This is a genomic window from Treponema porcinum, from assembly GCF_900167145.1.
GTDB lineage: Bacteria > Spirochaetota > Spirochaetia > Treponematales > Treponemataceae > Treponema_D > Treponema_D porcinum.
The window spans coordinates 109,060-121,302 of sequence record NZ_FUWG01000010.1 but is presented as its reverse complement, the minus strand read 5'-3'; the positions used below and the strand labels follow the sequence as shown (position 1 = coordinate 121,302).

General features: G+C 42.8%; 9 protein-coding genes. 6 read left to right on the top strand and 3 right to left on the bottom strand.

Going from position 1 to position 12,243, the window contains the following annotated elements:
• Positions 1–205 (bottom strand): hypothetical protein (locus tag B5D55_RS11475; protein ID WP_200805306.1); only part of this gene is annotated, 205 nt, incomplete at its 3' end.
• Positions 206–481: 276 nt separating this feature from the next.
• Here B5D55_RS11475 and B5D55_RS07715 point away from each other — a divergent pair.
• Entirely contained in the window at positions 482–3,373 is a 2,892-nt protein-coding gene (locus B5D55_RS07715) for an alpha-amylase family glycosyl hydrolase (RefSeq protein ID WP_078933428.1), read from the top strand.
• A gap of 326 nt (positions 3,374–3,699) precedes the next feature.
• Here B5D55_RS07715 and B5D55_RS07710 read toward each other — a convergent pair whose 3' ends face one another.
• Positions 3,700–4,392 carry an HAD-IA family hydrolase gene (locus B5D55_RS07710; RefSeq protein ID WP_078933427.1) on the bottom strand — a complete coding sequence of 231 codons (693 nt, stop codon included), beginning with the start codon at positions 4,390–4,392 and terminating at the stop codon, positions 3,700–3,702.
• 128 nt (positions 4,393–4,520) lie between these two features.
• Here B5D55_RS07710 and dnaX point away from each other — a divergent pair, with 128 nt between their 5' ends.
• The 5 genes from dnaX (at position 4,521) to purD (ending at position 10,032) form a co-directional block, all read left to right on the top strand.
• Positions 4,521–6,638 (top strand): DNA polymerase III subunit gamma/tau, encoded by a 2,118-nt coding sequence (gene dnaX / locus B5D55_RS07705; protein ID WP_078933426.1) that lies wholly within the window; start codon positions 4,521–4,523, stop codon positions 6,636–6,638.
• Positions 6,639–6,667: 29 nt separating this feature from the next.
• Positions 6,668–6,979: a YbaB/EbfC family nucleoid-associated protein gene (locus tag B5D55_RS07700; protein WP_078933425.1), complete on the top strand. Its 312-nt coding sequence runs from the start codon at positions 6,668–6,670 to the stop codon at positions 6,977–6,979.
• A gap of 15 nt (positions 6,980–6,994) precedes the next feature.
• Positions 6,995–7,585, top strand: a complete 591-nt coding sequence (gene recR, locus B5D55_RS07695; protein ID WP_078933424.1) for a recombination mediator RecR — start codon at positions 6,995–6,997, stop codon at positions 7,583–7,585.
• 132 nt (positions 7,586–7,717) lie between these two features.
• Positions 7,718–8,617, top strand: coding sequence for a glycerol-3-phosphate acyltransferase (locus B5D55_RS07690; RefSeq protein ID WP_078933423.1), 900 nt, complete (start codon positions 7,718–7,720; stop codon positions 8,615–8,617).
• A 71-nt stretch (positions 8,618–8,688) separates the two neighbouring features.
• Positions 8,689–10,032, top strand: a complete 1,344-nt coding sequence (gene purD / locus B5D55_RS07685; protein WP_078933422.1) for a phosphoribosylamine--glycine ligase — start codon at positions 8,689–8,691, stop codon at positions 10,030–10,032.
• A 123-nt stretch (positions 10,033–10,155) separates the two neighbouring features.
• On the opposite strand, the gene B5D55_RS07680 is transcribed toward purD, so the two are convergent.
• Positions 10,156–12,243, bottom strand: coding sequence for a glutamine synthetase III family protein (locus B5D55_RS07680; protein ID WP_078933421.1), 2,088 nt, complete (start codon positions 12,241–12,243; stop codon positions 10,156–10,158).

Sequence of the window (12,243 nt, the reverse complement as noted above, 5' to 3'; positions counted from 1 at the left end):
CAACTTGTTCAGTTAAATAACTTGGATTCCTCTGAACTTCTAAACGTAATTTTCCTTTAAGTAAATTCCACGAAAGAGCAAAAGTTTCAGATAATTCTGTGTTAATTAGTGTTGATTTACCTGTTTGACGAGGTCCGAATAAAAATACAGATTTCTTTGTAATCAAATTTGCTAAATCAAGACAACGCTTAATATTTTCAGACATAACTATCACCCCTCCTAAAAGTAAAAATTTTGGAAAAATTTTTCATTGCTCTTTGTGGATATTATAAGAGATTGTTTAAATAAAAACAATTGTTTAGTTGATTTTTAATTAAATTCAACTAAAGAGTAGTTGTTTTTTCTTGTGTTTAATCTTCAGCATTTATATGAGTGTTGAAAATTAAGCAAAAGTAAAAAGTTTGTTCAAAGGGATATATGACTTTTGAATAGTTTTTAAATTGCAAAAGTAAATTAAAACTTTAGGAGGTTTTATAAACTTATGAAAAAGAGAAAATTTAAGGTATTGCTGAGCCTGATTCTGGGTGCAGCAGTAATGTTTGCAGGATGTTCGTCGGGTGGGGATGATGATTCTGTAAAACTTCAGGAAATTCCAGGTACTATTGGAAAGGTTAATAGTGAATTATTGGCAGCTTCTGAATTAGCAAAAGAAATCGACCCTAATGATGAAAAGGTTATTCTTTTTTATAATCGTGCTGATGGAAACTATAGTGACTGGGCTTTATGGTTATGGGAAGACGGAGGAGATGGAGCACTTGCATTCAGTTCGACCATAGGTCAATTTAAATCAAAAGATGTTTTATATGACGGAAATACATATAAAATCGGTTATATGGTGCTTGATCCTTCAATGTTTGAACGTAGTGCGCCATTAGTAAAAGATGCAATTGAAAATAAGGATAATATTAATTTCATTATCAGAAAATCTGATTCATGGACAAAAGATACTGAAGATGTTGCCGTTGATTTATCAAGCACAATGCATTTTATGATTTTAAGTGGAGACAAGGATCTTTATCCTATAAGTTCTGTTATGACTCCTTTTATTTCAAGTGCATCTATGGAAACTCTTTCTACATTAAAGGTAGTACTTTCTGTAAAATACGCACTTACAGGAGAACCATCAGACAATGGATTCAGTCTTGTTGCAACTGATGGAACAACTGTAGCAGTAAAAGACGTTGTAAACTATGCGGCAAAAACAAACCGTTCGGAAAACTTTACAAATACACTGTTTGTAAAAATTGATTCTGATTTGGATGTGTCAAAAACATGGATGATAAAACATCAGTCTTTTGAACCTTCTGATGGTCGTCAGATTTCCACACAAAATGCAATAAAGATTTCCCTTAAAGATTATAAATACAGCGGAGATGATTTAGGACTTACTTTTGACGGCGAAAAAGCTGTATTTAAGGTTTGGGCACCTCTTGCAAGCAAGGTTAACATTTTGTTCTATGATGATGTTTCTAAGGTAGGAAATTTCAAGGCAGAAACTGTAGCTGCAAAAGCCTGCGGTTCAACAACAGAAGAATCTTTGAAAGGTGATCCTTCTGCAGAAAATGAAATGTCTCTGGACAAAGAAACTGGTATCTGGAGTTATACTCTTGATTCTGTGGGAAGCAAAAAATATTACAAATATCAGATTACAAATAACGGCATAACATATTGGACTTCTGATATTTATGCAAAAGCTTGTAGTCCTGATGCAATTGCATCTCAGATTGTAGATATCAACGCCGGAACTGAATATGGAACAAAAGAAACATATAAAAATCCATTCGGTTCAAATGGTTCAGATGCTAAAGATAACAGTGATGCAATAATTTATGAAATGCATATTCGTGACTGGAGCCGGGCAACAGTTTCTGATTCAACAGGAAAATTTAACGACTTTGCAAGCGATAAAGTTATTGCTCACTTGAAAGACCTTGGCGTAACTCATGTTCAGATTCTTCCTATGTTTGAATATGCACAGGTTGTAAATGATGACGGATATAACTGGGGTTATAATCCATATCACTACAATGTTCCTGAAAGCCGCTATACAGATTATTCTTCAGACAAAGACGGAATGGCTACGGTTGAGCAGGCCCGGGCAATGATTAAAAAACTGCATGAAAACGGCATCGCAGTAATTATGGATGTCGTTTACAATCATACAGCCGGAACTCAAGGTGGTTCTTTATATGATTCAACAGTTCCATACTACTATTATAGAATAAAAGCAGACGGAACATATTCAAACGGTTCTGGATGTGGTAATGAAACCGACAGTGAAGCTCCGATGTTCAGAAAATACATGATTGATTCTTTAAAACACTGGATGCTTGACTATCACATTAACGGCTTCCGCTTTGATCTTATGGGAATTCATAGTAAAGAAGCAATGAAAGAAATTTATAATGCTCTTTCTGAGATTGACCAGAATGTTCTTGTTTACGGGGAACCTTGGACTGGAGGAGACTGTCTTGTAGAAGACGGTGCAACTCAGGCTGTTTCTGCAGGAAGCTACGGCGTCGGTGCATTTGACGATGACTTCCGTGATGCAGTAAAAGGTGCTGAATTCGGTGGATTTAAGACAGGTCAGGTTCAAGGAGTATTTAATGATACTGGAATAGCAGATGGTTTAGTTGGTGAATCTGGTAAGAATAATCGTAATGCGACAGGTGAACCTGGTCTTGCACTTCATTATGTTGAATGTCACGATAATTTCACGCTTTATGATAAGCTTGTATATTCATTAAAAGAAAATCTTGAAGATGTTCAAAAGGCAGATAAAGATGGGAAAATTGCGACAAAATGGCCTGCTTCGGTTTCTGAAGAACAGCTTGAACTCATAAAAAAAGAAGATAAACTGGCTGCGGCTTTTGTAATTCTTTCTCAAGGAACTCCTTTTATGAACGGTGGACAGGACTTCCTTCGTACTAAAAAAGGAAATCCTGACAGTTATTCTGCTGATACAAAAGGTGGAATTGAATGGACAAATGAACCTGGAGAATACAACATTGATGCTGTAAATACAATTGATTTGTCTATGAAAACAACATATTCTGATGTTTATAATGTTTACAAAGGTCTTATTTCACTTCGCAAGGCTAATCCTGATGCATTTGGTAAAAATACCAGTGCAGTAGCCGGTAAAGCCAAAACGATAAATGCTGAAAAAGAAGTAAGGACTAACGGTGTAACAAAGTACACAACTGGTGCTTTTAGAATTTTCTTTAACGCTACTGATAATGAAGTTGAAATTGCTTCTGGTGAAATGACAGGTTATACAAAAGTTATCGATGTAACTAGCGGAACACCAGAAGAAAGTACAACTGTTCCTACAAGCGTTCCTGCAAAATCGTTTGTAATTCTTAAAAAGTAATTCATTTTTCAAAAAACTCGGCGTGTTTTTCCCAAATTCTCGCCGAGTTTTTCCTAAAAACACGCCGTACTTTTTAGAATTCTCGCCGAGAATTTTTTAAAACTCGGCGTGTTTTTTATGCTGATTTTAAGTAACTTGTGAAAAATTCTCAGTGAGAATTTTCTTGATTTTATTTGACGTGCCAGTCGGTAAAAATTACCTTACAATTCCCGAACCTGCTCTAGAGAAAGACCTGTACTTTTTTTTTCCGTTTTTTTGTTCCTACATATAAATAGGAATGATTTGCAAAAAAAGGCAAAAAATGACAGTTAAATAATAAAAAAAAATCAGTTTGATAAAGAGAGTTCTGAAATCAATTTTGGAAGGTCATAGACGGACGGAATGCGGATTGTTCTTCCCGGCCGCAAAGGCTTTTCTTTTGCAACGGCGTTTGACTTCGGGTTCAGGGCGTGTCCTATCTTGTCGCCGGTAAGAACGGCTGTTCCTCCGAGCGCGGCAAAACCGTCGGTGTATTTTTTCATATCATCTATAAAAAGCGTATTCTCAGTCGTGCCGCCGCATTTTTCAAGTGCGCTTCTGAATGCCTGCGGATACGGTTTTCCCAAAAGTCCGCTTGTCCTGATGTCACATACGGCAGTGAACAAGTCGCGTACGCGCAGTTTTTCCAGAACCCGCTCCGCATGCTCAGACGGTGCATTCGTGAGTATTATTTTTGGAATGCGGATTGACTCAAGAAAAGGGCGGAGCGATGGATTTTCCTCAAGTTCATCGGCTTCGTACGGAGGATGAACGGCAGCAAAATAACTTTCAACGTCAGAAAGTCCTTCGGAGCGCAGCCATTCAAGCGTTGTGGAAAAATTGCGTATATGTTCCGCACGGATTTTTACGGCTTCTTCGTAAGAAACGTCAAAAAAAGACGCTACAAAATTCATCATCCGCTGCGTAATTCCTTTGTCCATATTTCCTGAAGACGGATAAAGCGTATTGTCAAGGTCAAAAATCAAATGTTCAACATTCATACCATATAATTTTACCTGACTGCACGCATTTTTTCTACCGGCAGAACGATACTCATTCTGCTTTCAATTGAGCATTTCAGTTTGTTCTGCTATAGTATTATATAATAGAAGAAAGGACTGGTGACAGTATGGCTTATGAAGTAACGGCAACACGACGGCGTCCGCAGCATTTTGAAGATCTTGTCGGGCAGGAATTTGTTGCAGAAACATTGAAGAATTCTATAAAATCCGGGCAGATTGCACACGCGTATCTGTTTGCAGGTCCGCGCGGATGCGGAAAAACGTCAACGGCGCGCATTCTTGCAAAGGCGCTGAACTGCCAGAGTACCGGCACTCCGAATGACGAGCCTTGTGGACAGTGTGATTCCTGCCGCGCAATTACGAACAGTTCTTCCCTTGATGTCATTGAGATAGACGGTGCTTCAAATACGAGCGTTAATGACGTCCGCCAGATAAAGGACGAAGTTATGTTTCCGCCGAATTCAGCGCGCTATAAAATCTACATAATCGATGAAGTCCATATGCTTTCTACAAGCGCCTTCAACGCACTTTTAAAGACGATTGAAGAGCCGCCTCCGTACGTTATTTTTATTTTTGCAACGACGGAACTTCAGAAAGTTCCTGCTACTATAAAGTCTCGCTGCCAGCAGTTCAACTTCCGTCTTGTACCGGTAGAAAAGGTAAAAAATCTTCTGGCGGATGCATGCCGAGAAATGAACATTCAGTCGGACGCGGAAGCTTTGTACTGGATTGCAAAGGAATCCGGCGGTTCTATTCGCGATTCATATACGCTTTTTGATCAGGTTGCGGCGTTCAGTGACGGCTACATAACGTATGAAAAAATCCGCGACAAGCTCGGGCTCTTAGGCGTAGACCGGCTGAACAGTCTGTTCGGTTTTTGTGCCGCCGGAAAAACGGAAGAGGCTTTGAATGAACTTGACGGATTTCTTGAGTCCGGCATTTCCATAGAACAGCTTATTTCAAACAGCTGTGAATATATCCGCAGTCTGCTTTTGATAAAAAACGGAATAAGACGGGAGGCACTTCTGGGGCAGTCGCCGGAAAGATACAGTCAGGACGTACTTGATTCATGGAATACCGTTCAGACAGAACGTGCGCTTTCCCTGTTTTTACAGTTGTATCGTGATATACGCTACTCGCTTTCTCCGCGATACGAGCTGGAACTTGCATTCAGCAGGCTGTGCTGGCTTTCGCAATATGTTTCGCCGGCGGAGGTAAAGGCGGAAATAGACAAGGCGCACGCTCTTTTGGAAAATGCGCCGCGTCCTGCGCAGGTAAATAATTCAGCCGGAGCGCAGGCTGTACCGTCATTCGGCGCAATGCAGACACCTTCTGCACCTCAGCCTGTAACTGGCGAAGTTCAGAATGCGCCGGCATTTACTGCTTCTGCGCAACAGGCGGAAGTCAGTCGGCAGAACGAAGGCGGTGAAAATGCATCTTCCGTGCAAATTCCTGCCGGAATGCCTCATTTTTCAATTTTTGACGGAAACGGACGGAATGCTCAGGAGGCAACGCAAGCGCCTTCTGATGAGTCGGTTCAGCAGGAGGCAGCGCCCCCTTTTCCTGATGGCGGAGCTGTGCCGCCGGAACAAGCAGCGGCATTTTCAGTAGCAAAACCGTTTTCACCGCCGCAGGAGAATGTGTCTTTGCCGGAATATGAAAATGGCGGAGAATACAGTTATGCGCCGGACGATTCTTCCGATGACGACTGGTCTAATACGGACGTTCCGCCGGAAGATGACGGCTCGTTTGAAGATGAAACAGACCGCTCTTCCTCATCATCGGCAGAACCGTATGTTCCTTCAGATGCCGCTGACTTTACGGAAGAAGCACCTCGACGTGCGCTTACCCCGGAAGAAATCCACGAAAGCAGCGTAACGTTTACGGCAAGTGACGGAAGTTCCATTCAGATGGGAAAACTTTTTGGCGCAGTGATTGCTGAACTTTCCGTGAATAATACGATGCTTGCGTCTGCGCTTATGCAGACCGGCGCATGGAATCTTTTAGGGAATAAAATCAGTACGACAATAAAAACGGAATATCAGAAAAACTATATCGGTCAGAATATTCCGACAATTGTTGCCGTGCTGTCAAAATACTGTCACGAGCATATGCAGTTTGAGATTCAATACATAGAAGAAAAACAAGAAAAATCAGCCGTTGAACTTCCGCAGCAGGTAAAAATCCTGTGCAATGCGTTCAAAGGCACCGTTGTAGGGACATAAGATAAAAACTGCTTTTATAGGAGTAAACAATGAATCCTTTTGAGTTACTGAAAAATTCTCAGGCAATAAAAGAACAGGCGGAAAAGCTTCAGAAAGAAATCTCTGAACTGACTGCAGAAGGGTCTTCCGGCGGAAGAATGGTTACGGTAAAAATCAACGGCAGGTTCGAGATGCTTGAAATTCATCTTGATCCTCTGTGTGTAGATAACCGCGATGTAAAAATGCTGGAAGATTTAATTGTTGCCGCCCAGCACGATGCAATTTCAAAAATGCAGGAACAGCTTAAGGAAAAATCAGGTACACTGCTTTCCGGGCTGAACATTCCTGGTCTTGGAATATAAGGCAGGGAAGTCGCAATGAATATAATTGATGAACTGACTAATTCGTTTTCCCGGTTGCCTGGAATAGGTAAAAAAAGCGCGGCGCGGATTGTAAATCATCTTCTAAAGGCAGAACCGCTGTACATTCAGAATTTTTCGCGTCAGATAAGCGAACTTCAGCAGAAAATAAAGCCGTGCTCGGTATGCGGCGCATGGACTGAAAACGATCCGTGCCCGATTTGCTCAAATCCGCTGCGCGATTCTTCCGTTATCTGCATAGTAGAGCAGCCGCAGGATGTTCAGACTATAGAAAGCGCCGGCGGATACACAGGACTTTTTCACGTGCTGGGCGGAGTAATTGCGCCGCTTGAGGGCGTAGGACCTGACCGCCTGAACATTGCAAGCCTTGTAAAGCGCGTAAGTGCCGGCGGAATAAAGGAAATTATCCTTGCGACAAATCCTACGTTTGAAGGCGACTCGACGGCGCTTTACATACAGAAAATCCTGTCGGAAAAATATGACGTAAAAATCACACGGCTTGCAACAGGAATTCCTGTTGGCGGTGACCTTGAGTATGCTGACAAGCTGACTTTGGCGCGAAGTTTCCGCGGAAGGACATCGTTCTAGCCGGTCAGCCTGTGCTGGCGGTAAAACAAATTGACACCTGCTTGAACTGCTATTAGAATATATTAAATGCACTGAGCGGTCTGTTTTTAAGCAGTCCGTTCAATCTGCTCATAAAGAAACAGAAGGAATTTTATGGCAAAACAATTAAAAGATGCGTACGGAAAATATTTTAAGGAGATGGTGGCTCTTTCCCACGCGCCTGATAAAATTGACGAAACGAATATTTATCAGGAAGCAAATCCTGAATTGACAAAATATATGGATTTAATGCTTGATGATAATTTTCTGCCGGAATCAGGTTTGGGAAACATCGAAAATTTCAAGGCATTTTATGATGCAGTTGTAAAAGACGGAAAAAAAGGTCTTATACTGATGGAGCATTATACAAATCTTGACCTTCCTGCAATCATTTATCTTTTGAAAAACCGTGACGAGGAGTGGGCAAAAGATTTTTCAAAACGAATTGTTGCCGTTGCCGGAATGAAGCTGAACGAAGCCGGTCCTGCCGTAAAAGTATGGACAGAAGGCTTTACACGCGTCGTCATTTATCCTACAAGAAGCCTTACAAAAGCAGAAGAACAGGCTGTTTCTGAAGAAGAACGTGCTGCAGAAGAGGCTAAAGCTCGAAAGATAAATTTTGCGGCTATGCGTGCTATGGATGCGTGCAAGCGCCGCGGGCAGGTAATTCTCGTTTTCCCAAGCGGTACGCGCTATCGTCCTGGTCAGCCGGAAACAAAAAAAGGTCTTCGCGAAATCGACAGCTATCTCCGCCTGTTTGACGTTATGCTTCTTGTTTCTGTAAACGGTGAAGCGCTCAAAATCAATATGGAATCCCCTGACGATATGCTGAGCGATCTTGTAGAACCTGCAAAAGTCGTGCTTACGGCAAAGCCTGTAATTAACTGCAAGGAATTCCGTAACGAAGTGCTTGCTTCCCTTCCTGCTGATGATCCTGATCCGAAACAGAAAATCATTGACCGCGTGATGGAAATTCTTGAAAAACAGCACGAGGAAGTTGCAAAAACAATGTAACGTTCCTGCGCAAAATCAAAAAAACGTGCGTAAAAATTGAATAAAGCCGCTGTTTATTGTATTATTGCATTATGAATGTTATCGTTGTCGGCAATGGTGGTCGCGAGCACACCATTGCTTGGAAAATTGCTCAGAGTCCTAAAGTTGAAAAAGTTGTTTGTGTTCCCGGAAACGGCGGAACTGCAAAAGAATCTAAGTGCACTAATGTAGAAATCAAGAACTGCTCGTATATTTCCGGCGATGAAAATCCGTATGTGCAGATTGCAAAACATGAAGGCTGTACGATGGCAGTAATCGGACCGGAAGATCCTTTGGCAGAAGGTCTTGCCGATGAATTCTGGAATGCAGGAATTCCGTGCGTAGGTCCTAAAAAACAGGCGGCGCAGCTTGAAGCAAGCAAAGACCTTTCTAAAGAGTTTATGGAAAAATACGGCGTTGCCTGCGCAAAAAGCCGGACATTTACCGATAAAAAGCAGGCAGAAGCGTATGTTAAGGAACACGGTGCTCCAATCGTTATAAAAGCAGACGGTCTTGCAGCCGGAAAAGGCGTTGTAGTTGCCGCTACTGAAGAAGAAGCGCTTGAGGCAGTTGCAGACTTAATGGAAGGCGGACGTGTTGGAACTGCCGGTCAGAAACTTGTAATTGAAGACTATCTGCAGGGCGTAGAAATTTCAGTTCTCTCTGCTGTTTCTGTTACAAAAGAAGCTGTTCAAAACGGAACGGCTGCCATTATTCCGTTCCTTCCGGCGCGTGACCACAAACGGCTGAATGACGGAGCCAAAGGACCTAATACAGGCGGAATGGGTGCTGTCTGCCCGTTAAGTGACGTTACGGACGATATTATGGCGCAGTTCAACAAAGAATGTCTTGAGCCGACTTTAAAAGGAATGATTGCCGAGGGATTTGATTACCGTGGCTTTATTTTCTTTGGCGTTATGCTTACAAAAGACGGACCGAAGCTTCTGGAATACAATGTGCGCCTCGGCGACCCGGAAACCCAGGCTGTTCTTCCGCTTATGGATTTTGATTTTATAGAGATGTGCGAGGCGATTGTAAACTGCACGCTTAAAAACTTCAAATTCAGCTGGAAAAAGGGATTTCAGGTTGCCCCTGTCGTTGTTTCCGGCGGATACCCGGGAGCATACCCGAAAGGAAAGCCGATTGTCATTGCAGAAAAGGCAGTTGAAGCAAGCGGTGCAAAGATTTTTATTGCCGGTGCGCGTTATGACAGGCGGACTGGCGGCGGCGGACTTGTAACGAACGGCGGACGCGTTCTTGCGTGCAGCGCATTCGGTAGAACTTTTGAGGAAGCATGGAAAAACGCCTACAATGCTGTTGATGCAGTTTCATTTGAGGGTGCGTTCCACAGGAAGGATATTGGTCTTCCTGGCGCGGCAGAAAGCGGTCAGCTGTAAGCGTTTTTTGCATACAAAAATACTTGTATACTGATAAAAAATGGAGGTGAAATTTTTTCACCTCCATTTATTTTTGTTCCTTTTTAATTTTTTCTTATATCACTTTGCGCAAACAAAAAAACTTTAAATCTTAAAAAGCAAATCTTCGTAGCTTGGGAACGGCTTGTAGTTTTCTCCAAGAAGCGGCTCGATTTCGTCTGCAACGGCGCGTGCTTCTGCCATTGCCGGAATTACCTCCCGCGCATACCCCTGTGCAATCTCCATTATGCCGGAGCGTTTCTTTATGCGGATATGCGTACTGCTCAGTTCTTCTGCTTTTTTTGCAAGTTCGTCCGTAAGTCCGTCAAGTTTTTTCAAAATATCACATTCTGCCCTGCATTTAGCGTCAGGAAGGAGATTTTTTACGTTTGCAGCTGTTTCTCCCACAGCACGCATATAACTGAATGATGCCGGAAGAATATCCTTATAAATCATCTCAAGCATCGTTTCAACTTCGATATTAAGGATTCCGCAGTATTTTTCAAGCTTGATGTCATAGTGGCTTTCCATTTCCGGTTCGGTGTAAATTCCCATTTCCGTGTAAAGCCTGACGTTTTTCGGCTTAAGATACTGTTCCATTGCATCCGGCAATGTCTTTAAGTTTAAAAGACCGCGTTTTTCTGCTTCTGTGATCCATGCTTCGTCGTAACCGTTTCCGTCAAAAACAATCCGCCAGTGAGCAGTGATTTCCCTCTTTATAAGATTCTGTAGTTCTTTTTCAAAATCAACGGCTTTTTCAAGTTCGTCTGCATATTCTTTGAGCGCGTATGCAAGAATTGAATTGAGCGTCGTATTCGGACCGGAAATTGAAAGCGCGGAACCCACAGAGCGGAACTCAAAGCGGTTTCCTGTAAATGCAAACGGAGACGTTCTGTTTCTGTCTGTGGAATCCTTAGGGATTGGAGGAAGGACATCTACGCCGATGGACATTTTTGACTTTGATTTTGAATCATAAGGCGTTCCGTCCTTAATCGACTTAAGTACGGCTTCAAGCTCGTCGCCAAGATAGATTGAAACGATTGCAGGAGGCGCCTCGTTTGCTCCAAGCCTGTGGTCGTTTCCTGCACTTGCTACACAGATACGCAGTAAGTCCTGATTTTCGTCGACTGCTTTAAGAACGGCAGTAAGGAAAAGAAGGAACTGCGCATTTTCCTGAGGCGTTTTTCCCGGAGCAAAAAGATTTTCGCCTTCGTCAGTAGCGATAGACCAGTTGTTGTGCTTGCCCGAACCGTTTACGCCGGCAAACGGTTTTTCGTGAAGAAGGCATACCATTCCGTGACGGCGCGCAACTTTTTTCATTATTTCCATCGTAAGCTGGTTCTGGTCTGCGGCAAGATTTGACGTAGTAAAAACAGGCGCCATTTCGTGCTGTGCCGGCGCAACTTCATTATGCTCCGTTTTTGAAAGAATTCCGAGCTTCCACAGTTCTTCGTTCAGTTCTTCCATATATTTTACAATGCGCGGCTTTATGGCGGCAAAATACTGGTCATCCATTTCCTGACCTTTCGACGGTTTTGCGCCGAAAAGCGTTCTTCCTGTCATACGAAGGTCTTTCCGCTGATTCCAAAGTTTTTCATCAATAAGAAAATACTCCTGTTCCGGCCCCATTGTCGTTGTAACGTGCCTTGCTTTGCTTCCGAACAGTTTAAGGATTCGGAGAGCCTGCTCGTTCAGTGTTTCCATAGAGCGAAGAAGCGGCGTTTTTTTGTCCAGTGCTTCACCTGTGTAGGAACAGAAAGCAGTTGGAATACAGAGCGAATGGTCTTTTACGAATGCGTACGCCGTCGGATCCCATACGGTGTAGCCGCGCGCCTCAAACGTAGAGCGTTTTCCGCCGGACGGAAAAGAAGATGCGTCAGGTTCACCCTTCACAAGTTCCTTCCCGGAAAATTCCATGATAACGCCGCCGTCCTGTGCCGGCGAAATAAAACTGTCGTGCTTTTCCGCAGTAATTCCTGTAAGCGGCTGAAACCAATGTGTGTAGTGCGTTGCACCCTTGGAAATTGCCCATTCTTTCATTGCGTGGGCAACCTGATTTGCAATTTCAAGTTCAAGCGGAATTCCCTCGTCAAGCGTCCGCTTCAGCGCCTTGAACGTTTCTTTTGGCAGGAGTTCCTGCATTACTTTCTGATTGAACACATTGCTTGCAAAAAGTTCCGGTACATTCGTCAT

Excerpts from the sequence above, each read along its gene's own strand:
- B5D55_RS07715 (WP_078933428.1), top strand. The coding sequence starts at position 482 with ATGAAAAAGAGAAAATTTAAGGTATTGCTGAGCCTGATTCTGGGTGCA.
- B5D55_RS07710 (WP_078933427.1), bottom strand. The coding sequence starts at position 4,392 with ATGAATGTTGAACATTTGATTTTTGACCTTGACAATACGCTTTATCCG.
- dnaX (WP_078933426.1), top strand. The coding sequence starts at position 4,521 with ATGGCTTATGAAGTAACGGCAACACGACGGCGTCCGCAGCATTTTGAA.
- B5D55_RS07700 (WP_078933425.1), top strand. The coding sequence starts at position 6,668 with ATGAATCCTTTTGAGTTACTGAAAAATTCTCAGGCAATAAAAGAACAG.
- recR (WP_078933424.1), top strand. The coding sequence starts at position 6,995 with ATGAATATAATTGATGAACTGACTAATTCGTTTTCCCGGTTGCCTGGA.
- B5D55_RS07690 (WP_078933423.1), top strand. The coding sequence starts at position 7,718 with ATGGCAAAACAATTAAAAGATGCGTACGGAAAATATTTTAAGGAGATG.
- purD (WP_078933422.1), top strand. The coding sequence starts at position 8,689 with ATGAATGTTATCGTTGTCGGCAATGGTGGTCGCGAGCACACCATTGCT.
- B5D55_RS07680 (WP_078933421.1), bottom strand. The coding sequence starts at position 12,243 with ATGACGAATGTACCGGAACTTTTTGCAAGCAATGTGTTCAATCAGAAA.